13 protein-coding genes and 1 pseudogene are annotated in these 24,104 nt (G+C 71.1%); 9 read left to right on the top strand and 5 right to left on the bottom strand.

The window, feature by feature from the left end:
- Nucleotides 1-71 precede the first annotated feature (71 nt).
- The 9 genes and pseudogenes from ETD86_RS29305 to ETD86_RS29270 all read left to right on the top strand — a co-directional run bounded on the left by ETD86_RS29305 (nucleotide 72) and on the right by ETD86_RS29270 (nucleotide 12,514).
- Nucleotides 72-1,901, top strand: coding sequence for a glycoside hydrolase family 15 protein (locus tag ETD86_RS29305; protein ID WP_138669456.1), 1,830 nt, complete (start codon nucleotides 72-74; stop codon nucleotides 1,899-1,901).
- A pseudogene (locus ETD86_RS60215) lies at nucleotides 1,898-2,185 on the top strand (hypothetical protein); the annotation flags it as partial. The gene ETD86_RS29305 and the pseudogene ETD86_RS60215, both read left to right, overlap by 4 nt.
- Before the next feature lie 52 nt (nucleotides 2,186-2,237).
- On the top strand, nucleotides 2,238-2,513 hold the full coding sequence (locus tag ETD86_RS58415; RefSeq protein ID WP_246148385.1) for a hypothetical protein: 276 nt from the start codon (nucleotides 2,238-2,240) through the stop codon (nucleotides 2,511-2,513).
- Between the two features lie 170 nt (nucleotides 2,514-2,683).
- Entirely contained in the window at nucleotides 2,684-5,506 is a 2,823-nt protein-coding gene (locus ETD86_RS59700) for an RHS repeat-associated core domain-containing protein (RefSeq protein WP_138669455.1), read from the top strand.
- Nucleotides 5,503-6,150, top strand: a complete 648-nt coding sequence (locus ETD86_RS29290) for a tetratricopeptide repeat protein (RefSeq protein WP_138669453.1) — start codon at nucleotides 5,503-5,505, stop codon at nucleotides 6,148-6,150. The genes ETD86_RS59700 and ETD86_RS29290 overlap by 4 nt, the downstream gene beginning before the upstream one ends.
- 124 nt (nucleotides 6,151-6,274) lie before the next feature.
- Entirely contained in the window at nucleotides 6,275-6,826 is a 552-nt protein-coding gene (locus tag ETD86_RS29285) for an acyl carrier protein (protein WP_138669451.1), read from the top strand.
- On the top strand, nucleotides 6,823-10,785 hold the full coding sequence (locus ETD86_RS29280) for a non-ribosomal peptide synthetase (protein ID WP_138669449.1): 3,963 nt from the start codon (nucleotides 6,823-6,825) through the stop codon (nucleotides 10,783-10,785). The genes ETD86_RS29285 and ETD86_RS29280 overlap by 4 nt, the downstream gene beginning before the upstream one ends.
- The gene (locus ETD86_RS29275; RefSeq protein WP_138669447.1) at nucleotides 10,782-11,516 is read left to right on the top strand and encodes a thioesterase II family protein; all 735 of its coding nucleotides are present in this window, start codon (nucleotides 10,782-10,784) and stop codon (nucleotides 11,514-11,516) included. The genes ETD86_RS29280 and ETD86_RS29275 overlap by 4 nt, the downstream gene beginning before the upstream one ends.
- Nucleotides 11,495-12,514 (top strand): LLM class F420-dependent oxidoreductase, encoded by a 1,020-nt coding sequence (locus ETD86_RS29270; protein ID WP_138669445.1) that lies wholly within the window; start codon nucleotides 11,495-11,497, stop codon nucleotides 12,512-12,514. Before ETD86_RS29275 ends, ETD86_RS29270 begins: the two co-directional genes overlap by 22 nt.
- On the opposite strand, the gene ETD86_RS29265 is transcribed toward ETD86_RS29270, so the two are convergent.
- From ETD86_RS29265 to ETD86_RS29245, 5 genes are read right to left on the bottom strand one after another with little or no spacing between them, the layout of a single operon-like run.
- Nucleotides 12,483-13,751, bottom strand: a complete 1,269-nt coding sequence (locus ETD86_RS29265) for an MFS transporter (RefSeq protein WP_138669443.1) — start codon at nucleotides 13,749-13,751, stop codon at nucleotides 12,483-12,485. The genes ETD86_RS29270 and ETD86_RS29265 overlap by 32 nt on opposite strands.
- Nucleotides 13,732-17,517 carry a non-ribosomal peptide synthetase gene (locus tag ETD86_RS29260; protein WP_138669441.1) on the bottom strand — a complete coding sequence of 1,262 codons (3,786 nt, stop codon included), beginning with the start codon at nucleotides 17,515-17,517 and terminating at the stop codon, nucleotides 13,732-13,734. The genes ETD86_RS29265 and ETD86_RS29260 overlap by 20 nt, the downstream gene beginning before the upstream one ends.
- Nucleotides 17,510-20,632 (bottom strand): condensation domain-containing protein, encoded by a 3,123-nt coding sequence (locus ETD86_RS29255; protein WP_138669439.1) that lies wholly within the window; start codon nucleotides 20,630-20,632, stop codon nucleotides 17,510-17,512. The genes ETD86_RS29260 and ETD86_RS29255 overlap by 8 nt, the downstream gene beginning before the upstream one ends.
- Nucleotides 20,629-23,769: a non-ribosomal peptide synthetase gene (locus ETD86_RS29250; protein ID WP_281286974.1), complete on the bottom strand. Its 3,141-nt coding sequence runs from the start codon at nucleotides 23,767-23,769 to the stop codon at nucleotides 20,629-20,631. The genes ETD86_RS29255 and ETD86_RS29250 overlap by 4 nt, the downstream gene beginning before the upstream one ends.
- Nucleotides 23,762-23,959, bottom strand: coding sequence for an MbtH family protein (locus tag ETD86_RS29245; RefSeq protein WP_138669435.1), 198 nt, complete (start codon nucleotides 23,957-23,959; stop codon nucleotides 23,762-23,764). Before ETD86_RS29245 ends, ETD86_RS29250 begins: the two co-directional genes overlap by 8 nt.
- Between the last annotated feature and the right edge of the window lie 145 nt (nucleotides 23,960-24,104).

Here is a 24,104-nt window from a genome sequence, read left to right as displayed (position 1 = left end):
CGGCGACGTCCGCCTGCCAGGAGCGCCCCCTTCCCCGATGGTGCACGTCGGCACGGAGGAGAAGGCCAGGCATGCTCGACCTCGATCCACCCTTTCGCCCGGTGCGCCGCCAGGAGGGCTATCTGGCGCTGGAGGACCTGGGCCTCATCGGAGACGGCACGACGGCGGCGCTGGTCGGCGTCGACGGTTCGATCCCGTGGCTGTGCCTGCCCCGCTTCGACAGCGACCCGCTGCTGTGCGGCCTGCTGGATCACGAGCGCGGCGGCCACTTCACGTTGACCGTGGACGACCTGCGCCAGGCCCGGCAGTTCTACGAGCCGGAGACCGCGGTGCTGGTGACCGAGTTGCGCGGCCCGACCGGCCTGGTCCGGATCACTGACGCGCTGGCCCTGCGTGCCGACGCAGACCTCAGCGACGACGCGGGCGGCGGCCGGGGCGAGTTGGTCCGGTCCGCGGTCGTCCAGGCCGGGACCGTGCGGCTGCGGGCGGAGCTGAAGCCGCGCGGCGGCGGGCAGACGCGGGTCCTTTACGGCGGTCTGGAGGTGCGCGGCTCCCGGCGGCCCGACCTCCGGCTGCATCTGCGATCCAACCGTCCGCTGACCGGCCTGCGCACCGAGCACGACCTTCAGGAGGGCGACCGCCTCGATCTGGTGCTGTCCTGGGGCCGCATCCACCGCCATCACCGCTTCGACCCCGAGGCGATGCTGCGGCAGACCGCCGAGGCCTGGCGGCGCTGGATGCGCAAGTGCAGCTACGGCGGGCCGCAGGAAGCGCTGGTCCGGCGCTCGGTGATCACGCTGAAGTTGTGCGACGACTGGGGCAACGGCTCGCTGGTCGCGGCGCCCACCTCCTCGTTGCCCGCGCCGATCGGCGGGGTGCGCAACTGGGACTACCGCTACACCTGGATCCGCGACGCCGCCTACGCCGTGTTCGCGTTGCGCCGCGTCGGCTTCGACGAGGAGGCCGACGCCTTCCTCGGCTGGGTCCTGGACGCCTTCGAGCACAGCCGCCACCCCCGCATCATGTACACCCTCGGCGGCGACCCCGTACCGGAGGAGATCCACGACGCCGACCTGGAGGGCTACCGGCGCTCGGCCCCGGTGCGATGGGGCAACGGCGCCGCCGACCAGCGCCAGCACGACGTCTACGGCGAGGTGCTGGACTGCGCCGACCAGTGGCTGCTCCCCGGCCGCGAGCTCCAGCCGGCGCTGTGGTCCGGTCTGGCGGAGCTGGCCGAGGCCGCCGCGCACACGTGGCGGCAGCCGGATCAGGGGATCTGGGAGGTACGCAGCGAAGGGCGGGTCTTCACCTACTCAACCGGGATGTGCCAGGTGGCCCTGGATCGGGCCGCGGCCATCGGCGAGCGGTTCGGCATGTCCGGGCCGATCGCGACCTGGCGCGCCACCGCCGAGAAGCTCCGCCGGCTCATCCTGGACCAGTCCTGGGACGAGGAGGCACAGTGCCTGAGCGAGCACCTGGACGGCGGCGGTAGCCTGGACGCCAGCCTGCTCGCGCTTCCGCTGCGCAAGGTCGTACCAGCCGACCATCCGCGGATGGCGGCCACCACCGCGGCCATCGCCGAACGCCTGTCGGCCGGTGACGGCCTGCTCTACCGGTACCTGCACGATCAATCACCCGACGGCCTGCCCGGCGACGAGGGCGCCTTCGTGCTGTGCAGCTTCTGGCTGGTCGACAACCTGATCCTGCAAGGCCACATGGACCGGGCCGAGGAGTTGTACGCGTCGCTGTGCGCGCGCGCCAACCCCGTCGGGCTGCTGCCCGAGCAGATCGACCCGGCCACGGGCGCGTTCATGGGCAACTTCCCGCAGGCGTTCAGCCACATCGGGATCATCGCCAGCGGCGTCAACCTCGCACGAGCGAAAGCAGGTGCCAGGGCATGATCAACCGGCTCGTCATCCTCGGCGCCACCGGCGACCTCAACGCCCGCTATCTGCTGCCGGCCCGGGCCGCCCTGCGCGCGGCCGGACACCTCGCCGACCGGTTCGAAACCACCCGCGCCGACCGGCAGAACTGGACCGACGAGGAGTTCCGCCGCTGGGCGTTCGCCCAGCTCGACCGGCACGCCGCGACGGAGCCCGGTGAGGCCAGGAAGGCGATCCCCGACTCCGCCCGATACCAGTGGGCGGACGCCGCCAACGCCGCTGACATCGCCTCGCTCGTCGCCGGTGACGGGTCCGTCGCCGTCTACCTCGCCCTCCCGCCGGCGATCTTCCCCGGTGCGATCGCCGCCCCTCGGCGCCGCGCACCTGCCGCCGGGCAGCCGTATCGTGCTGGAGTCGTTCGGCGAAGACCTCGACAGCGCGGTGGAGCTGAACCGGCTGCTCATGGGGGTCGTGCCCGAGCAGGCGGTGTTCCGCGTCGACCACTTCCTGGCCATGACGACCGTTCAGAACGTGCTCGGCAGCCGGCTGGCCAACCGCGTGCTGGAGCCCATCTGGAACAGCGCGCACATCTCCGAGGTGGAGATCTCTGACCGCGGGCCATTCCTCTGAAAACGCGAACCTGGCAAAGGTAAGGCCGTCAAGCTCTCCGCGGCGGGGCTGGGGCTTTCGTGATGGCACTCGGGCTCAAGGCAAACTGAACCTGTACGAGCAACCGTCGAGCGGCCGCCGACGAGCGATTTGCGTCTGCCAGTCAGGACGACTCCGACGCGAACGGCAACGTGCGGACCTTCACCTACGACTGGGCCGGCCGGCGTACCGCTGCCACCGATCCGGACACGGGCTCGTCCTCCTACGGCTACGACGCCGCGGGGCGGCCGATCTGGAGCGTCGACGGCAACGGCAGCAAGGTGTCCACCGTCTACGACGACCTCGGCCGCCGTACCAGCCAGTGGCACGGGGAGCCGCTGACCGGCACCAAGCTCGCCGAGTGGACCTACGACACCATCGCCAAGGGCCACCCCACCGCGGCCACGCGTCATGTCGGCTCCAACGCCTATGTCGACGCCGTCACTGCCTATGACAGCTCCTACCGCGCGACGAACACCAAGCTCACCATCCCGGCCGCGGAAGGCGCGCTCGCGGGTGAGTACGAGTTCGCCGCCAGCTACGACGTCGCCGGCAACTTACTCACGCAGACCATGCCCGGTAAGGGCGACCTGGCAGGCGAGACGCTCACCTACAGCTACACCGACCTCGGCCTGGCCAAGGACCTCACCTCCGACTACGGCAGCGGCTCCACCTACGTCAAGGAAACGGTCTATTCGGCCACCGCCCGGCTCAACGAACGCGCCTACGGCGCCAACTCCCAGGTCAAGCGCACCTTCACCTGGGACGAGGCCACCGGCTGGCTGAACCGGCTCACCACCACCTCCGGCTCCCAGCTGGCCCAGGACGACACCTTCACCTACAACAAGGACGGCCAGATCACCCGGATCCAGGACACGCCGGGTGGCCAGTCCGAGTGCTTCGGCTACGACGGTCTCACCCGGCTGACCTCCGCCTACACCACCGGCGCCGCCACCTGTACCGCCGCCGACAACCAGGGCCCCGACCCCTACAACCAGTCGTTCGCCTACGACGCGGTGGGCAACCTGCAGTCGATCACCGACAACGGAGTCACCGCCACCTACGGCTACCCCGCCCCCGGCTCGTCGGCGGTACGGCCGAACGCCGTCACCGCGATCAGCCGGCCGGGCCGTACCGACACCTACGGCTACGACAACGCCGGCCAGCTCGTCGCCCGCACCGTCGGGGGCAAGCAGGCCGCCTTCACCTGGAACCCCCTCGGCCAGATGGACAAGGCCGTCGTCGATGGCGCCGAGACCTCGATGGTCTACGACACCGACGGCGAGCGGCTGATCCGCCGCGACCCCGACGGCTCCTCGACCCTCTACCTGGGTGTGATGGAGATCCGCGCCACCGGCGGAGTGGCCAAGGCCACCCGCTACTACACCGGCTCGGATGGCGCCGTGGTCGCCCTGCGCAACTCGGCCGGGGTGCAGTGGATGGCCTCGGGCCTGCACGGCTCCACCCAATTGGCCATCGACGAGGCCACCGGGCAGATCTCCCGCGAGCGCTACCTGCCCTACGGCCAGCGGCGCGGCAGCGACGACCTGCCCTTCACCGACCGCGGTTTCCTGGGCAAGACCGAGGACGACTCCACCGGTCTGGACTACCTGTCCGCTCGCTACTACGACCCGGCCATCGGCAAGTTCGTCTCCACCGACCCGCTGCTGGACCTGTCCAAACCGCAATGGACCAACCCCTACTCCTACGGCGGCAACAACCCGATCGGCGCCTCCGACCCCACCGGATTGAAGGTCATCGACGACGCCGGCCCGAGCGACCCGTGCGCCAAGCCCAAGAGCGTCGCCTGCAAGGCCAAGCGCAAGCAGGAGGCGGAAGCCGCGCTGCGAGCCGCGCAGGCGGAGGTGGATCGGCAGCTCAGGCTCCTCATCGACGCCGTCCTGGCCATCGCGAAGATCGCCGCTGACGAGCTCGGCATCACTGCGGGCATTCAGTGCTTCTCCACCGGCAATCTGGGCGCCTGCGGGGAGACCGCGCTGAACATCCTCGGCTCCCTGGCCGGTGGACTGGCGGGCAAGCTCGCGGTGAAGTACGGCCTGCCATGGAAATGGAAGAAGGCCTACGAGCTCGGCAAACGGGTCTGGAAACACGCGGGCGATGCCATCAGCGCCTTCAAGAACTGGCTGGCGGCCAAGGATCGCCTCAAGCTCGCCAGCAAGAAGGTGCAGGAGGCCACGGAGGCGCTGAACGCGGCGTGCCCCATCAGCCGTCCGAAGAGCAGCTTCGTCCCCGGCACCGCGGTCGTGATGGCCGACGGCACGTACAAACCCATCGAAGAGGTCGACGTCGGCGATCGCGTCCTGGCCACCGACCCGGAAACCGGCCAGGTCCGAGCCGAACCGGTGACCGCGGTGATCACGAGCAAGGGCGTGAAGAACCTCGTCCGGATCACGGTGGACACCGACGGCGAGCGAGGCGAAGCCACCGGCACGATCATCGCCACCGCCACGCATCGCTTCTGGCTCGTAGAACCGCGGGCCTGGGTCGAGGCGAGCGCGTTGGCACCGGGGGTCCAGCTGCGCACCAGCGGCGGCCAGAGCCAGGAGATCCTCGCCATCGCCAGGTGGACCGCGGGTGAGCAGCGGGTGCACAACCTGACCGTCGCGCGCACCCACACGTATCACGTGAGGACCGGCGCCACGGACGTCCTGGTCCACAACGACAACAACCCGCTCGACGAGAGTTGCCGCGTCGTCCGCGATGAGCGGAACTGGATACCGTGGAAGGAATACGTCGCGGAGGTCATCAAGCAGATCCGCAACAAGCACCGCGGCGGCCAAGGCTACGAGAGTGGTCGTCACGGCGCCGGATTCAGCGCGTCGGCGACGGAGCTGCAGGAGTTCGTGAGGGCAAACCCACACCTTCTTCCCGAAATCAAGCAGGCACTGCTAGACAAGGTGAAGGAATGGCGTGCGAAAGCCAGGGGCACCGACCACCGAGGGGGACGCAGTTGACAGATGCGTTGCCGCAGGATTGGTGGCACGTCTATGACGCCGTGGACCGCGCCGAAGACGAGGTCGACGCGAAAACTGGGACGGACGACCTGTTCCAGGCGCTCGCAACGACGGATCGCCTCGTCGGCGCGCTCCCCGGATCGGCCGAGGCGCACTACCTGCGCGGATACGTCCTCCACCTCTGCCACGTGAAGGGGCAGGCCCTGAGCGGCGAGGCACTGTCCGAAATGCGGCAAGCGTTGCGGCTGGACCCAGGGCATCAATGGGCGCGATTCCACGAGATCGTTCTCTGCTACGACGCGGGGCACTATGGGGCGGTGCTCGACGCCTTCGCGCGGCTCGATCGCGCGTACTTCGACGACGCGGGCAAGGGCTGGCGTTACGTCAAAGCCATCGAGTACCGCCTGTGCTGCCTGTTCCGGCTGGGGCTGGTTGGAGAGTTCTCCGCGGGGCTCCCGCTGCTGGTCGACGAGTACGTGCGCACGGAGGACGATCCGGATCTCGGTCCGGAACGTCCGGACGTGCTGCTGGCCCTGTATCAAGAGGTCCTCGCGCAAGGGGAGACTCCCCTGCGGGACCTCCTCCGGCAGGAGCTGAGCCGCTTGGTGCCGGGACACTGGGTGTCGATGGAAGAGCTCCAGTGATTGGCGACAGTGCGCCTGCCGATCGTTACATCCCGCCCTGGTCATCACCGTGCGAGGGCTTCGCGTAGCGGCGCGAGCTCCGGCCGCCCAGGAGACGGAACCACGTGCGGCACGATGATCGGCCGTGCTCCTTCCCCTGGCCTACCTCACCGTCACGCCTTTCTCGCTTACGGCCGGCGCGGACATCTCCGCCTTCGCCGGTCAGGCCGTTCAGATCTGCTTAGAGGCGGCCGACGCCTACCAGGCGAGCCTGGTGGCGGCTCCAGAAATCCTGAAAAATACGGGCTTGTGGTGGATTGTGGCGCTCGGTAAGGATGCTGGGAGGCGGACGGCGATCCCGTCCGATCGCAGGCGAGACAAAGGACGCCGGATGACCCAGGCCGACGCGGTTGCATCTCTCGTGGAGCGAAGGTTAGGCCGCGCTCTCGATCCCGATCTCAACTTCTTCGAAGCCGGTCTCGATTCGCTCGCCCTGGTCGAGTTGCACGAGGAGCTCACCAGCACGCTGGGCCTGAGCCTGCCGGTCACCGCGATGTTCACCCACCCGAACCTGCGTGCTCTCTCGCACCTGATCACGCAGGGTCAGGCGCCCGCCAGGCAGGACGGCGCCCGTCGCCAACCGCTGGGCGGCAGCCGCCGCGACGTGCGTGCCAGGATCCGTAAGGACGGTCGGTGACCCCTCACGAACAGCCCATCGCCGTGATCGCGATGGGGCGCTTCCCGCAGGAGGTGGGGGCGGCCGAGGAGGCCGGACACGATCCTGGAGCGCAGGTCGTCCGGCTGTACGGCGGAGTGGGCAAGGCCTGCGCGGCGCTGCTGGCCAGGGAGTGCGAGCTGGCCGTGACCGACGCCGGCGAGCTGCTGCCGGGTACGCTGCGCGGCACCCTGGTCCTGCGGCTCCTCGACCGGGCGTTGCTCGACGGCGACCTGGTGCACCGGGTGATCTGGCCCGACGACCTCGAGGTCGAGGAGGGCTATCCGCCAGTGCACGCTCCGGGCGACGGCCGCCCGCGCGTGGTGGTGTGGTCCGGCCGCACCCACGAAGAGGCCGAGTCGGTACGGCGGAGCCTGGCCGGCTTCTTCGCCGGACTATCGGAGGATCGCTACGCCGACGCGGCGGGCACCCTGCAGCAGGGACGCGTCCACCACCCCGTGAGAGGTGCGGTGGTCTGCCGGAGCGCCGCAGAAGCCGCTCTCGCGCTGGCCCGCGAGCACACCTACGAGCAGGGGCCGGTCCGCCTGTCCCTCCCCGATGAGGCGGCCGGTCTGTACGGCGTGGAGCGTGTCTTCACCGAGGCCGTGGACGTGTGCGAAGAGGCCTTCGAAGCGCGCGGCGTCGAGCTGCCACCCGCCTTCGCCACCGCCTACGGGCTGGCCGCCACCCTCGCCGCCTGGGGCATCCGCGCGGAAGCCCCGGACCCCGCCCTCCTCGCGAGCGATCTTCCGCTGGAGGAGGCACTCGCCGGCCTCGCGCAAGAGACGGCCGGAGCCGAGGTCCGGGTGGGTGGCGATCTCGCGGGGCTGCTGGCCGCCGTGGCCAGGTTCTGGACGGGCGGCGGCAGAGTGGACTGGGCCGCGCTCGATCCCGATCTCCCACTGCAACGCATCCCCATCCCGCGGCCGCAGCCGGAGCCGGCCGCCTCCGTGGAGGAGCCGCGTCCGCTGTCGGCGGTGCCGTACTCCTTCTGGGTTCTGGAGCAGCTCGCGCCGGACAGCGGCGTGTCGAACCTGGCGGTGGCGCTCAGGTTGGAGACACGGCTGCGCAGGCTGCCGCTGCAGATCGCGGTGAACCGGCTGGTCAAGCGGCATCCGGCGTTGCGCCTGCGGTTCCCCGTGGTGGGCGGGGCGCCCGTCAGGCACCTGGTCGCGCCCCAGGATGCCCAGCTGAAGGTCGAGACGCGGGCCACGACGGAGGAGACGCTGGTCGCGGACCTGCGGTCCTTCCTGGACGAGCCCTTCGACCTGGGCCGCGACCTGCTCATCAGGGTGGGACATTTCACCCTGCCCGACGGCGCCGGGACCGTGGTGTGCCTGGCCGGCCACCACATCATCATCGACGGCATCTCGCTGCAGCTCCTGGTGGAGGAGCTGGGCCGCTTCTACGACAGCCAGACAGGGCACGGCACGCTGCCGCCCGAGTTGGCGGGGCCCGCGCCGATGCTGGAGCCGGGGGAGCCGTCGGAGGAGTCGATCGGCTACTGGCTGGACCGGCTCGACGGCGTCGACCCGGCCTCCATGGTGCTGCCGGGGAGTAGGCACTCGCCGGGCCATCCGACGTTCGCCGGCCACACCTGTTCGTGGCGGGTCGACGCCGAGACGGTGGCGGCCCTGGACGAGCTGCGCGCCAGGCTGCGCACCACCGGCAACATCGTGCTGGCCACCGCCTTCCTGCTGACGCTGCGCGGGCACGGCGCCGGTCCGGACCTGGTGATCGGCATGCCGGTCAGCACCAGGACGGGCGAGGAGCGCAAGCATGTCGGTTACGCCGTGAGCACGCTGCCGCTGCGCGTCCACGTCGAGCTGGACGACGACTTCGAGCAGGTCGCCAGGCGCGTGGAGGAGGCCTTCGCGGAGGGGATCGAGCACGCCGACGCCTCGGTGGAGGCGGTGCTGACCCGCCGCGGGCACGGCACGGACGACTGGCGGGTCCCGCTGTTCCGGCACATGTTCAACTACCGGCCCTGGAGCGACGAGAAGGTGCACATCCAGGGTGAGGTGCCCGGGTACGTCGAGAACCTCATCGACCGCAGCCGCCTGGACATGCAGTGCAATGTCATCCAGGAGCCGGATCGGCTCACCATCCGCATGGGGCACAGCACCGAGGTGCACGACGAGGACGAGATCGCGGCGTTTGCGGCCAGGATGTCCGCGGTGGTGCGGCAGGCGGCGCGCGGCAGGGTGCCGGACGTGCTCTCGCCGGCGGACCGGGCGTTGCTCGACCGGGTCAACGACACGCGCCGCGCGTGGCCCGGCACGCTGGTCGAGCGCATCGTGCCCGGCCCCGCCGTGGCAGTGCGCGAGGGCGGGCGCGAGGTCAGCTATGACGAGCTGCTGGGGCGCGCGGCCGCGGTCCGCGACCTGCTGCACGAGAGAGGGGTACGGCACGGCGACGTCGTCGCCCTGGCCCTGGATCGTTCGGCGGACCTGGTCGCGGCGGTGCTGGGCGTGTGGCAGGCGGGAGCGGCGTTCCTGCCGCTGGACGTGCGGCAACCGGAGGCGCGCCTCGCCTACCAGGTGGCCGACTCGGGTGCGCGGCTGGTCGTCGCGGCGGGCACGCCGCGGTGGGCGGGTGAGACGCCGGTCGCGCCGATGCCCAGCACGCTGGGGGAACCCCCCGTACCACCCGAGTCCGGAAACATCGCTTATGTCATCTACACCTCCGGCTCCACCGGGCGGCCCAAGGGTGTGCAGGTCACGCACGGGAACCTGACGAACCTGGTGCTCGACTTCACCGACCGGCTCGGTGCGCCCACGAGCGTTCTGTGGTCCACCACCACCTCTTTCGACATCTCCTGGCTGGAATTGTTGTTGCCGCTGGCCTCTGGAGGCACCGTGGTCGTGGCCTCGGGCGAGGACCAGTTGCAGCCGGGCAAGTTCCTGGACTTGATCGCCGCGGCCGATGTCCAGGTCGTGCAGGCCACGCCGACCGCGTGGCGGCTGATCGTGCCGGAAGCCGGGCAGGAGCTGGCCGGACGCACGGTGTTGTGCGGCGGCGAGCCGATGCCCGCCGCCCTGGCCAGGGACCTGCTGGAGCTGGGCTGCCGGGTGTTCAACGTCTACGGGCCGACGGAGACCACCATCTGGTCCACCGCCGCCGAGCTGCGCGAGCCGCCGCTCGATCCGGTCCCCGTGGGGGAGCCGCTGGCCAACACCCAGATCTTCGTCACCGACGCCGCGGGCCGCGAGCTGCCGCCGGGCGTGCCGGGCGAGCTGTGCGTCGCCGGTGCGGGGGTGAGTGCGGGCTACCTCAACCGGCCTGAGCTGACGGCGGAGCGCTTCGGGCACCACGACCGGTACGGCAGCTTCTACCGGACCGGCGACCGCGCGCGGATCCGCCACGACGGCACGCTCGAGCTGCTCGGCCGCGACGACAGGCAGATCAAGCTGCGCGGCCACCGCATCGAGCTCGGCGAGGTCGAGGCGGCGCTGCACGAGCACGAGGCGGTACGGACGGCCGCGGTGATCCTCGACGGCGACCCGCAGAGCGACGGACGGCTCGTCGCCTTTCTCGAGGTCACCGACCAAGCCGCTGACGGGGAGCTGTGGCACTTCGCCAGGACGCGGCTGCCCGACTACGCCGTCCCCACCCGCTACGTCGTCACCGGCAGGCTCCCCACCACCGCCAACGGGAAGATCGCCTATCGCGAGCTGGTGGTGCCTGACGAGGATGGCGCCCCGGCGCAGGAGGTGGGCGACGGGCTGGTCCAGCAGGTGGTGGCGCTGTGGCGCGACGCGCTGAAGCGGCCTGGGCTGGGGCCGCACGACAACTTCTTCCTCAACGGCGGCCACTCCGTGCTGGCCGTCCGGCTGATCCGTCCGCTGGAGGAGCTGGCGGGGCGTGCCGTCTCGGTTCGGGCCGTGTTCGATCATCCGACGCCGGCCGAACTGGCCCTGCATCTGGGGGACGCCCGATGACGCCGTGGTTCGTTCAGGTCAAGGAGGGGGAGCGGGCCCTGGTCACCTTCCCGCACGCGGGTGGCGGTCCGGCTTCGCTCGGCGAGCTCGCCGGACATTTCCCGCCCGAGGTGGGTTTGTGGTCGGTCAACCTGCCGGGGCGTCAGGCCAGGCTCGCCGAAGAACCACGGACTGACCTCGACGGGCTGGTCGAGGACCTGGCGCGCGAGCTTGCCGGGTGGCGCGAGCCGTACACGCTGTTCGGCTACTGCAGCGGGGCGTTGCTGGCCTTTCTCGTCTGCCGTCGCGTGGTCGAGCTGGGCGGGCGGCCGGAACGGCTGATCGTGGGCTCGTTCGCCGCGCCGGATGTGACCTTGCTGCTGCGCCGCCTGCCGTCGCTGCCGTCGTGGTTGTTCTGGGAGCAGCTGATCGCGCTCGGCGGTGTCCCGCCGGAACTGGCCGATCGGGAGGCGCTCTGGCCGGTGCTGGAGCCGGCGCTCCGCGCCGACTTCGGGCTGCTGGCCGGCTATCACCACCGGCCCGGGCCACCGCTGCCGGTGCCCATCTCCGTCCTGTACGGCATCCGGGACGCCTCGCTGACCAGGGGCGGCCTGCTGGGCTGGCGGCGGCAGAGCGTGCACAGGCCCGCGTTGAAGGAGCTCGACTCCACCCACTGGCTGGCCGAGGAGACTCCAGACGCCCTGGCAGCCGCGATCGTTGAGGAGATGGGATGCGCCTCGGTTACAGCATGAGCTACTGGGGCGGCGCGGGCCTCGGCCCGGCCGACCACCTGGCGCTGGTACGAGAGGCGGAGGCTCTGGGCTATTCGTCCGTGTGGGCGGCCGAGACCTACGGGACCGACCCGGCGAGCCTGCTGGCCTGGATCGCGGGCCAGACCGAGCGCATCGCGCTGGGCACCGGCGTGCTCCAGATGTCGGGACGCAAACCCGTGGTCGCCGCGATGACGGCGGCCACCATCGACCAGCTCTCCGGCGGCCGCGCCCGGCTGGGCGTGGGCGTCTCCGGCCCGCAGGTGGTCGAGGGCTGGCACGGCGAGCGCTTCGACCGGCCGTTGGCCCGCGCTCGTGACTACCTCCAGGTGGTGCGCAAGGCGCTGCAGGGCGAGCCGGTGCGGCACGACGGAGCCACGATGACGCTGCCCCTGCCTGGCAGCGAGGGCAAGGAGCTGACGCTGGCCGTCTCGCCGGTGCAGGAACGGCTGCCGGTCTACCTGGCCGCGATGGGACCCAAGACCGTCGCGCTGGCCGGCGAGCTCGCCGACGGCTGGCTGGCCATCCACTTCCCGCCCGATCACCTGGCCAAGATGGCCACTCACCTGAACCGCGGCGACCTCGACATCGCGCCCATGGTCCTCACGCTCGTCGAGGAGGACCAGGAGCTGGCCTACGACATGATGCGGCCCATGCTCGCCCTCTACCTCGGCGGCATGGGCTCGCGCCGTACCAACTTCTACAACCGCCTGGCCACCACGCTCGGCTTCGAGCAGGAGGCCGCCCGCATGCAGGAAGCCTTCCTGGACGGGCGGCAGGGCGAGGCCATGGCGATGCTGCCCGACGCGCTCCTCGACGCGATGACCATGTGCGGCCCCGCGGGCAAGGTGCGCGAGCGGATGGCGGCCTACCAGGAGGCGGGCGCGACCACGCTGATCGTCGGCCTGGTCACGCCCACCCGGCGGCTGCGCAGCCGCCAGCTACGGCTCATTGCGGGTCTGGCTCCGGCATCTCCTTGAGCTTGGCCAGCGGCGACCAGGCCATCGCCGCCATCGGCACCAGCGCGCCGATGGTGACGACCACCCACAGCGCCGTACGCGTCCCCACGGCGCCCGCCAGCAGGCCCGCGCCCAGAGCGCCCAGCGGGGCGGGAATCAGGCCCAGCGAGTAGATCGACGCCACCACGCGGCCCTGCAGCCGCAGCGGGGTGATCGTCTGCACCAGCGTGGTGTTGGTGACGAAGAAGATCTGCGAGGTGATACCGCTGATCAGCTGCGCGGCGACCAGCATGGTCACCGAGGCCCAGACCGGCCCGGCGGCCAGCGGGATGAGGAAGAGCACGAGGTTGCCGTACACGATCGACCACAGCAGCACCTTGCCGATCGCGAAGCGCCGCATCACCTTGACGGCCAGCAACGCCCCGATGATCGAGCCCACGCCGCCACCGGCCAGGATGCTGCCGAACCACGCTGCGGGCACGCCCAGATCGCGGATCACGTACAGGGCGTAGATCGAGTTCATCGAGCCCAGGATGAACAGCGAGTACACGGCCGACGAGATGGCCAGCGGCCGGATCAGCTCGTGCCGCAACACCCAGCCCATGCCCTGCCAGATCGCCTTGTGCACCTGCCCGGCGGTGGTGTCATCCGGCTCCGGCCGCGCTTCCGGCCGCCTGATCAGCGCCATGGCTATCGCGGAGGCCAGGTACGACACCGCGTCGATGACCAGCAGCGCGGGCGCGGAGAGCACCTTCAGCAGCGCCGCGGCCAGGCCGGGGCCGAACGTCTGGGCGGTCGACTCCGTCAGCTGCAGCTTGGAGTTGCCCTCCAGGAAGTTCTCCCGCGGCACCAGGAACGGGAAGTAGCTGCGGTAAGCCGTCTGGAAGAGCGTGCTGAGCAGCCCGATGGCGAAGATGACGCCGTAGATCCAGGCCAGCGTGAGCATGTCGGCGAACCACGCGATGGGGATCAGCATCAGCAGCACGAAGCGCGCCACGTCCGTCCAGATCAGGATGGGCCGCTTGCGCACCCGGTCGGCCAGCACGCCGAAGACCAGGAAGAGCACCATCGGAACCCGGAGCAGGAAGCCGATGACGCCCATCTCCTCCTCGGAGGCGTGCAGGACGGTGACCGCGATGACGGGGATCGCGAAGTAGGTGATCGCCGAGCCGAACTGCGACAGGCTCTGCCCGGCCCACAGGCGCATGAAGTCGGCGTTGCGCCACAGGCTGGTTTGTTCACTGGTCGGGGAGGCCATGATCCATCCACCTTCTGATCTCGGTGGCCGCTCCCGCGACCAGGGGTTCGTACAGGATCGGGACGCGTTCCTCGGGGATCGGGACGTGAGCGAACCGGCCCTTGGCGACGGAGGACCAGCTGCCGTCCTCGCGCTTGGGCGCGAAGAGCGCGACGTCGCCGTCGTAGGGCTCGTGCCGGTAGCCGCCGACCGCGTGCGCGTTGGCCCGGAACACGGCCAGGTAGCGGCGCGCTTGCTCGACCTCGGCGGTGTCGGGGGCCAGCCGGTCGGCGGCCGAGGCGGCGCCCATGACCGCCAGCAGCCGTTCCTCCGGCGGCCGGGCGGCGAGTTCGGCCGTGTCCAGCCCGAGGGTCTCCTCAGGTCCGCCGGCCAGCGCGTGGAACAGCAGGACCGTGTCGTCCTCCAGCGACGCGCTGGCCACGGGCTCCTCGGCATCGGCGTAGAAGAGCACGACGAGTGGCACCTGCTCGCCGCGCTCGCGCAGGCGCCTGGCCACCTCCAGAGCGATGTTCCCGCCGATGCAGAACCCACCCAGCACGTACGGCCCCGCCGGCCGTACCTCCAGCAGGTCGGCCACGTAGGCGTCGGCCATCTCGGCGAGCGTGGCGTGCGGCTCCTCGCCGGGCACGAGCCCGCGCGCGGCGATGGCGTACACCGGCTGGTCGGGACCGAGGCGGCGGGCCAGCGGGTGGTAGCGGAAGACCTGGCCGCCGAGCGCGTGCATGAAGAAGATCGGCGTACGGTCACCGTCCGGGTTGAGCGGCACGACGTGGCTCGGTGGCGCGAGGTCCTCGGGCTGGCGGAGCACCCTGGCCAGCGCACTGATCGTCGGCGCGGCCAGGACGGTGGCGACCGGCAGGCTCCGCCCCAGCTCCTGGCGGATGCGGGCGGCCAGCCGCAGGGCGCTCAACGAGTGGCCGCCGAGCTCGAAGAAGTCGTCCAGGATGCCGGCCGCGGGCACCTTCAACACCTCTTCGTAGAGCGTGGCGAGGCGCGCTTCCACCTCATCACGAGGCGGCACGTACGGCCGGCCGCTCGCTGTCTCCGGCGGGGGCAACGCGGCCCGGTCGAGCTTGCCGCTGCGGGTGAGGGGGAGGGCGTCCAGGTGCACCCACCGGCGCGGGATCATGTGGTCGGGCAGGACGTCGCGGAGGTCGGGTACGTCGCCCACGATGTAACCGACCAGGCTGTGCTCGTACGCCGTGACGGCCGCGTCGCGGACTCCCGGCTGCGCGCGCAGGGCGGCCTCGACCTCTCCGGTTTCGACACGCATGCCGCGGATCTTGACCTGGTGGTCGGTGCGGCCGAGATATTCGAGTTCGGCGGTGGGGAGCCAGCGGGCTAGGTCGCCGGTCTTGTAGAGGCGTTGACCGTTGGGTGCGGGGAGGAAACGTTCGGCGGTGAGTGCCGGTTTGCCCAGGTAACCGCGGGCGAGCTGGACGCCGCCGATGTAGAGCTCGCCCGGCGTGCCGATGGGGACTTCGCGGAGGTGCCGGTCGAGGACGTGGAGGGTGGTGTTGTCGATGGGCCTGCCGATGGGCACGATCGGCTCTCCCGGCTGGCAGGGGTGCCAGGAGACGTCGACGGCCGCCTCCGTGGGGCCGTAGAGATTGTGCAGGCCGGGGAGCTCGATGCCGGGTGGGAGGGCTTCGCCGGAGCAGATGGTCCGGGGCGGGGGTTGGATGTCCTCTTCTTCCAGGAAGGCTTGGAGCATCGAGGGGACGAAGTGGGCGGTGGTGACTCGCTCGGCTTTGATGAGGTCGCGGAGGTAGGCGGTGTCGCGGTGGCCGCCGGGCCGGGCGATGACCATGGTGGCGCCGGTGATGAGCGGCCAGAAGAGCTCCCAGACCGAGACGTCGAAGGTGGTGGGTGTCTTGTGCAGGACGCGGTCTTCCGGGGTGAGCCGGAAGGTGTCCTGCATCCAGCGCAGCCGGTTGACGATCGCCCGGTGGGAGACGCCCACGCCCTTCGGCCGCCCGGTGGATCCCGAGGTGAAGATGACGTAGGCCAGGTTGTCCTCGCGCACCCGCACGACGGGTGCCGGGGCCGCATGCACGGGCGCTGCCGTGAGCACCAGGTCGGCGCCCGCGTCGGCCAGCATGCCGCGCGTCCGCTCCGCCGGGTGGCCCGGATCGAGCGGCAGGTAGGCGCCACCGGCCGCCAGCACCCCGAGGAGCACGACCGGGAGGTCCAGCCCGCGTTCCATGCACACGCCGACCGGCTGGTCCACCCGAGGACCCAGCCCTGCCGCCACTTCACGTGCCCGCTCGGCCAGCTCGCGGTAGGTCAGCCGCTCGCCCTCGAAGACCAGCGCCGTCGCGTCCGGTGTCCGCTCTGCCTGCTCGAAGACCAGCTCGTGCAGGGTCCCGCCCGGATGTTCCCGGGCGGTGGCGTTCCACCGCGAGATCTGCTCCCGCTCTTCGACCGGCAGGATGTCCAGGCGTCCCACCGGCACGTCGGGCGCCGCCACCACCGCACGCAGGAGTGCGGCGAACCGCCGCGCCAGCCGCTCGATCGTCTCCGGCCGGAACAACTCGCCGTTGTAGACGAAGCGCCCCTCCAGCAGCTCACCCCGCTCGGCGGCGTAGAGCTCCAGGTCGAACCGGGTGGTCGTGCTGTCCAGCTCGAAGCCCTCGCCGCCGTCGCGATAGCTCTGCAGCGCGAACAGCACCTGTACCAGCGGCGGGCGGCTGACGTCGCGTTCGGGGTCCAGCTCGGCGACCAGCTTCTCGAAGGGCAGCTCCTGGTGATCGTAGACCTCGAGCGCCCCATCCCGCGTACGGCGAAGCAACTCGGCGAATCCGGGATCGCCCGCCAGCCGCGCCCGCATCGGGAGCAGGTTGACGAACAGCCCCACCATCTCCTCGAACTCCGGCCTGGTCCGCCCGGCCACCGGCGACCCCACCGCGAAGCCGGTCATGCCGGACCAGCGGGCCAGCAGCACCTGGAAGGCGGCGAGCAGCCCCATGTAGAGCGTCGCCCCCTCGGCCCGGCACAACGCGCGGAACGCCGCCACGTCCAGCTCGAGGTCGTGCCAGCCGCCCCGGAAGCCCTGCCGAGGCGGGCGTGGCCGATCCAGGGGCAGCTCAAGCACCTGCAGCCCGTCCAGCTCGCCGCGCCAGAACGCCAGGTCATCGGCCAAACGCGCGCCGCTCAGCCGCTCTCGCTGCCACAACGCGTAGTCGCCGAAACCCAGCCGCGGTCCGCTCTCCGGTGGCGCCAGGAGTTCGCGGAGGATGAGGTCGGCCGACCAGCCGTCGGCGACGATGTGATGGACGGCGACGAGCAGCGCGTGGTCGTCGGGCGCCAGCCGTACCAGGGTGGCGCGCAGCAGCGGACCGGTCGCCAGCTCGAAAGGGAGCGCGGCGTCGGTGCTGAGCACCTGTCTGGCCGCCGCCTCCGTCGTCACGTCGACGACGCGCAGCGGGACACGTACCCGATCTGCCACCCGCACCTCCGGCCGCCCGTCGGGGCCGGCGGGGAAGGTCATGCGCAGGCTCTCGTGCCGGGCAACCACGGCGTCGAGCGACTGCCGCAGCCGTTCGGTGTCGAGCGGGCCGCGGAGCCTGGCCGACACGGGCAGCGCGTAGGCGCTCGTCCCCGGGGCGAACTGCTCCATGAACCACAGCCGCTCCTGCGCGAACGACAGCGGCGGATCGCTGCCCTCGGCACGTCGCGGGATCTCCTCCGCAGCGCCAGTGTCAGTGCCCAGGCCCGCCACCGCCTTGCGGAAGCGGGCCTGCACGCGCGCACGCCGCTCATCCACGCTCGTCGGCCTCCTCGGCCAGGTGCTCCAGCGCCGCGGCCAGCAGGCGTGGCGTCGGGTGGGTGAAGGCCAGCTTGAGCGGCACCTCCAGCTCGGTGGCCGCGGCGATGCGGGCCGTGGTCCTGGTGGCCAGCAGCGAGTGGCCGCCGAGCTGGAAGAAGTCGTCCAGCACGCCCACCCGCTCCACTCCCAGCACCTCGGACCAGACCATGCAGACGAGCTCCTCGGCCGCGCCGGCCGGCGGCTCGTACGTCGCGTTCTGCGGCTGGCCCGGTGCGGGCAGGGCATCCTGGTCGACCTTGCCGCCGGGGGTCAGCGGAATGCGATCGAGCGAGACGATCGCGCTGGGCACCATGTGCGGGGGGAGCTCGGCGGCGAGGTGATCGCGTAATGCGTCTCCGGCGTCGTGGACGGCGTAGGCGATCAGGCGGTCGTCGCGGACCACCACGGTGGCCTGCCGTACTGACGGGTGGGCGAGCAGCACGGATTCCACCTCGCCCGGCTCCACGCGGTAACCGCGCACCTTCACCTGCCGGTCCAGGCGGCCGAGGATCTCCAGCCTGCCGTCCAGGCGGAAGCGGGCCCGATCGCCGCTGCGGTAGCGGCGCGAGCCGTCAGGGCCGGGGACGAAGCGCTCGGCCGTGAGGGCGGGCGCGCCCCGGTAGCCGCGCGCCAGGCCGCTACCGCCGATGTGGAGCTCGCCCGCGACACCGGGCGGAACCGGGAGCCCGTCGGGGGCCAGCACCTGGAGCGTGGTGCCGGGCAGGGCGACGCCCACGGTCGGGCGGCGCAGCGCCTCGGCGGGGTCCATCTCGGCGGTGGCGGCGATGATCGTGGTCTCGGTGGGGCCATAGCTGTTGATCAGGCGAACGCCCGGGGGCCCGGACTCGTACCAGGTGGCCAGGGCGGGGCCGGGCAACGGGTCGGCGCCCAGGATGAGCAGCCGGAGACCGGGTGGCCAGGCGACGCCCATGGCCACCAGCTCCTGCCAGTACGACGTGGGCAGGTCCAGCACGGTGAGCGCGGCACCCTCCGGAGTCTTCAGGAAGTCGGGCAGCGGGTCGTCCGGGCACAGAACGAGCTCGGCGCCGGCGGCCAGCGCCGGGTAGATCTCCTCGGCGTGCGTGTCGAAGCTCGGGGAGGCGAACTGCAGGACGCGGTCGCCCGGCCCGAGCTCGTAGTGCTTCCGCATCCAGCTCACCCGCGACGCGAGCGCTTCGCGCGGCACCTCCACGCCCTTGGGGCGCCCGGTCGAACCCGAGGTGTAGATCACGTAAGCCAGCGAGCCCGGCACTGTGACATCTGTTGATTTTCCCCACTCGTGGAGATCGTCCTCGTCCAGCACCAGGGCCGCGCCCGCGTCCGCCGCCATCCACCGCAGCCGCTCCGGCGGGTAAGCCGGGTCGAGCGGCAGGTAGGCACCGCCTGCCTTGCCGACGGCGAGCATCCCGGCGATCAGCTCCACCGAGCGCTTGGCGCGCAGGCCCACGACCGTGTCCGGGCCGACTCCGGCCTCGGACAGGCGCCCCGCCAGCGCGGCGGCCATGGTGTCCAGCTCGGCATAGGTGACCCGGCGGGTGCCGTGGCTCACCGCCGGCGCGCCGGGCGCCAGCCGTACGCGCTCCTGGAAAAGGTCGAGCACGTCGCGCGCGGGCGGCTGCGGGGTGTCGAGGACCGGCTGCCTGTCCTCGGGCAGCATCATCGCCGCGCGCAGCGCGGACAGCGGCGCACCCGGGTCGCCCGCGACCGTCTCCAGCACCCGCTCCCACCGCCGCAGCAACCGCGTCGCGGTCTCCTCCTCGAACAGGTCGCCGGCGTAGGACAACATCGCCCAGAGGGAGCCGTCGAACTGGGTGATGTCCAGCATCAGGTCGAACTTCACCTGTGTCGCCCCGGGGTCGAACATCTCCACTTCGAGGCCGGGCAGCGGAAGGGCGGAGGCCTCCTTGTCCTGGATCACGAACATCGCCTGGAACAATGGCGTCGTGCTCAGGTCGCGGCGGATGCCGAGGTCGTTGAGCAGGCGTTCGAAGGGGATGTCCTGGTGCGCGAAGGCGTCCAGGACCGTTGCCCTGGTCCGCGCGAGCAGCGTGCGGAAGGACGGGTCGCCGGACAGATCACCGCGCAGCACGAGCGTCTCGGGGAAGAAGCCGACGACGTTCTGGAGTTCCGGGCGATCGCGCCCGGCGATGACCGAGCCGACCGTGAGGTCGTCCGTGCCGCAGTGCGCCGCCAGCAGGAGCTGGTAGGCGGCCAGCAGGACCATGAAGAGCGTGCCGCGCTCGTCCCTGGCCAGCTGCTCCAGGCGGGCCGTCAGCTCGGGGCCGATGCGGTGCGCGCAGTAGTCGCCACTGGGCTCGCGTACGGCCGGCCGCGGCCGATCCGTAGGCAGCTCGAGTGGCTCCACGCCGTCGAGCCGGGCGCGCCAGTAGTCCAGAGACTCCTGCGACGGCTCGCGGCCACGCTGCCAGGCCGCATAGTCGCGGTAGTCGATCGAGGGAGCGCTCAGCCCGGCCGCATTCCCGGTGTAGCAGGCGGCCAGCTCGGAAAAGATGATCTTGAGCGACCAGCCGTCGGCCACCAGGTGATGCAGGACCAGGCAGAACACGTGATCGGTCGCCGACAGCCTGATCAGGTGCACCCGCACCAGCGGGCCCGTGGCCAGGTCGAACGGCGCATTGGTCAGCTCGGCCACGATCGCCGTGGCGCGCGCCTCGCGTTCGGACGCGGGCAGGTCCGCGAGGTCCACCAGCACCGGATCGAGCTTCAGCTCCGGCTCGACGACCTGAACCGGACTGCCCTCCACGGCGGGGAAGCGGGCCCGCAACATCGGATGCCGCGCCGCCACGGTGGTCAGCGCCCTGGCGAGGTTCCGGGTGGACAACTCACCGCGCAGCCGCTGCACCATGTACATGTTGTAGGAGGCGTCGGCAGGGTCGAGCCGCTGCAGGAACCAGAGCCGCTCCTGCCCGTAGGAGAGCGGCGCCGGCGCGTCCGGATCGCTGCGCGCGGGAATGCCGGTGGGCCGCGCCTTCGGCTGCCGCAGGAGCTTGCGCTCCAGCGCCGCACGCTGTTCCGGGCTGAGCCGGGCCAGCCGCCCTCTCACCTCGCTCATCCGTCCGCGTCCTCCGCCAGAAGATCGTCCAGCTCGGCGTCGCCGAGCTGGAGTTCCAGTACGGCCAGCGCGTGCTCGGCCACCGTGGTGAGCTCGAAGCAGACCCGCAGGTCCATCTCGATCCCGTACGCCTCCCGGTACCTGGTGATCAGCAGGACGGCCAGCAACGAGTGCCCGCCGAGCGCGAAGAAGTCGTCCTCGATGCCCACCCGGTCACGGCCGAGCAGCTCGCCCCAGAGCGCGCACAGCTCCTCCTCCAGCGGCGTCTCCGGCGCGACATAGGTGGTGCCCAGATCGCTGCGGCCGGGCCCGGTGGGCGGCGGCAGCGCGGCGCGGTCGAGCTTCCCGCTCGGGCCCAAGGGGAACTCGGTGACCTGCACGAACGCCTGCGGCACCAGCGCAGGCGGCAACTTGCGCGCCAGCCCGGTCCGCATCTCGTGCGACAGCTGGTTCGCCTCGCCCGTCCAGTCCACGTAGGCCACCAGCCCGCGGCCGCCCGGTGCGTCGTCGCGCAGGGTCACAACGGCCCTGCGCACCCGGGTGTCCTCGGCCAGCGCCGCCTCGATCTCGCCCAGCTCGACTCGCCAGCCGTGCACCTTCACCTGGTCGTCGATGCGGCCGAGGAACTCCAGCTCCCCGTCGGCGCGCAGCCTGGCCAGGTCGCCGGTGGCGTACAGACGCGCGCCCGGCGGGCCGTACGGGTCGGGGACGAAGCGCTCGGCCGTCAGCCCCGGCCGTCCCGCGTAGCCGCGGGCCACCTGGACGCCGCCGATGTGGAGGTGACCGGGTACGCCGACGGGCATCGGCTCCAGGTGCTCGTCGAGGACGTGCAGGCGGCAGCCGGGCATCGGGCGGCCGATGGGGATCACCGTCTCGCCCGGCCGGCAGGCGTGCCAGGAGACGTCGACGGCCGCCTCGGTGGGGCCATAGAGGTTGTGCAGCTCCACGCCGGGCAGGCGGTCGAAGAAGCGGGCCACCATCCTGGGGGGCAGCTCTTCGCCGCTGCACACCACACGCCGCAGGGACGTGCACGACTCGATGTTCGCCTCCTCCAGGAAGAGGGCGAGCATCGACGGCACGAAGTGCATCGTGGTGACCGCGTGCCGCTTGATCAGGTCGCGCTGGTGGCTGGGGTCGCGGTGGCCGCCCGGCCGTACCGGGACGAGGCAGGCGCCCTGCAGCAGCGGCCAGAAGAACTCCCACACCGACACGTCGAAGCTGGTCGGGGTCTTCTGCATCACCACGTCGCCGGCCGTCAGGCCGAACGTCTCCTGCATCCAGGCGAGGCGGTTGACGATGCCGTGGTGGGTGTTGACCACGGCCTTCGGCCGGCCGGTCGAGCCCGAGGTGTAGATCAGATACGCGGCGTCGTCCGGTCCGGTCACCGGCTCGAGATCGCCGGAGTCGAGGTCGTAGTCGTCCTCCAGCAGCACCGCCTTGATCGGCCCGCCGGGCAGCAGGTGGCGCTGGGTGAGCACCACCTGTGCGCCGCAGTCGGAGAGCATGAACTCCAGCCGGTCCCGCGGGTAATCGGGATCCAGCGGCACGTACGCCCCGCCCGCCTTGAGCACGGCGAGAAGCGCGACGACGAGCTCGGGTGAGCGTTCGGCGCAGACCGCGACAGGCCGGCCACGTTCGACGCCGATGTGCCGCAACCACCGGGCGAGCCGGTTGGCGCGGCCGTTGAGCTCGGCGTAGGTGAGCGTGACATCGCCGAAGAGCACGGCGGGAGCGTCGGGAGTCGCGGCGGCCTGGGCCTCGATCAACGCGTGCAGGGTCCCGGGCGCAGCCTGGGGCGCACCGGCTCCGAGGGCCAACACCCGCTCACGCTCGTCCTCCGCGAGCACCGGGAGCGCGGAAACCGTCCGGTCCGGGTCGGCGACGGCCGACTCGACGAGCGTCCGCAGGTTCGTCTCGAAGCGTTCGATCGTCTCCGGATCGAACAGGTCGGTGGCGTACTCCAGCCGGGTGTGCAGCTGCCCGTCGCGCATGTTGAGGTCGAGCTGGATGTCCACCTTCGCGGTGCCGTTGGCGATCTGCCCCTCGTTGGTGAGGACGGCCAGGTTGAACATCACCTGATAGAGGGCCGGCACGCTCAGATCCCGGGCCGGCTGCAGGTCCTCCACGAGCCGCTCGAACGGCAGCTCCTGATGGTCCAGCGCCTCGGCCACCGTCGCCCGCACGCGGGCGGCCGCCTCGCGGAAGCTGGGCGCGCCCGACAGATCCACGCGCAGCGGCACCGCGTTGACGAACATGCCGATGACCGGCTCGGTCTCGGGCAGCAGACGGCCCGCGATCGGCGTGCCCACCACGATGTCGTCGATCCCGGACCAGCGCGACAGCACGGCCGCGTACGCGGTGAGCATCACCGTGAACAACGTCGTGTTGAGGTCCTTGGCCAGCCGCTCCACGCCCGCCGACAGCTCGGGGGAGTAGGCGCCGAGCCGCATCTCGCCCCGATAGGTACGGCGAGCCGGCCGCAGCCGATCGCCCGGCAGAGCGAGGTCGGCGGGCACCCCGGCCAGCCGTTCGCGCCAGTGCGCCAGCTCGGTCTCCAGGAACTCGCCGGACAACCTGCCGCGCTGCCACACGGCGAAGTCGGCGAACTGGATCGGCAGTTCAGGCAGCTTCGGCGTCCGGTCCTCGCCGAGCGCGTCGTAACACTCCCCCACCTCGTCCATGAAGATCATGGAGGATACGCCGTCGAAGATCGTGTGATCGAAGACGATGACCAGCCGCAGATCGTCCTCGGCCAGCTTGACCTGCCTGGCACGGAACAGCGGCGCCCGCTCCATGTCGAACGGCAGGACCGCGTCCGCCCTGGCCAGGCGGGCCAGCTCCGCCTCGGCTCCGGCCCGCGGCAGGTGGGTCAGGTCCGTCTCCGTCAGCGCCGTGGGCGGCGCGTCGGGGCTGACGATCTGCATCACCTGCCCGTCCCGGAACTCGAACGTGGTGCGCAACGCCTCATGGCGCCGCACCACCAGATCGATCGCCCGCTCCAGCCGGCGCGGGTCCACCGGCTGCCTGGCCGCCATCGGCATCAACATCCCGATGTTGTAGACGGCCAGGTCGGGTTCGAAGCGCGAAAGAAACCACATCCGCTCCTGGCCGGAGGATGCGGGAAAGGCATCACTCACTGTCCATCGCCTCTCGCAGGCTCTTCGGCCGCATGTCGGTCCACACCCGCTCGATGTGTTCCAGGCATTCGTCCTTGGTGCCGGAGAAGCCGGCGTCGTACCAGCCGGAGGGGTTGTCCCGGTCGGCGGGCCAGATGGAGTACTGCTCCTCGTCGTTGAGAACGACCTTGGTCTCTGCGCCTGTGCTCATTGCCTCACTCCGTTCGGCTGCTCGGTCGCTGTAAGCCGCTGTCTTCCTTCGTCACTCCGGTCGCTGCGCTCCCTGCGTTGCTCGGTCCAGACGGCGGCGTGCTCCCTCACTCGGAACTCCGGGGGAGGCGGGGGATGGTCTGGGT

It is taken from the genome of Nonomuraea turkmeniaca (assembly GCF_005889735.1).
Classification (GTDB): Bacteria; Actinomycetota; Actinomycetes; order Streptosporangiales; family Streptosporangiaceae; genus Nonomuraea; species Nonomuraea turkmeniaca.
The sequence above is the reverse complement of the archived record's forward strand: the minus strand, read 5'-3'. Positions and strand labels throughout refer to the sequence as shown.

Bases quoted from the DNA above. Each gene is read 5' to 3' on its own strand.
- ETD86_RS29305 (WP_138669456.1), top strand. From the start codon at position 72: ATGCTCGACCTCGATCCACCCTTTCGCCCGGTGCGCCGCCAGGAGGGC.
- ETD86_RS29265 (WP_138669443.1), bottom strand. From the start codon at position 13,751: ATGGCCTCCCCGACCAGTGAACAAACCAGCCTGTGGCGCAACGCCGAC.
- ETD86_RS29275 (WP_138669447.1), top strand. From the start codon at position 10,782: ATGACGCCGTGGTTCGTTCAGGTCAAGGAGGGGGAGCGGGCCCTGGTC.
- ETD86_RS29270 (WP_138669445.1), top strand. From the start codon at position 11,495: ATGCGCCTCGGTTACAGCATGAGCTACTGGGGCGGCGCGGGCCTCGGC.
- ETD86_RS29245 (WP_138669435.1), bottom strand. From the start codon at position 23,959: ATGAGCACAGGCGCAGAGACCAAGGTCGTTCTCAACGACGAGGAGCAG.
- ETD86_RS29255 (WP_138669439.1), bottom strand. From the start codon at position 20,632: ATGAGCGAGGTGAGAGGGCGGCTGGCCCGGCTCAGCCCGGAACAGCGT.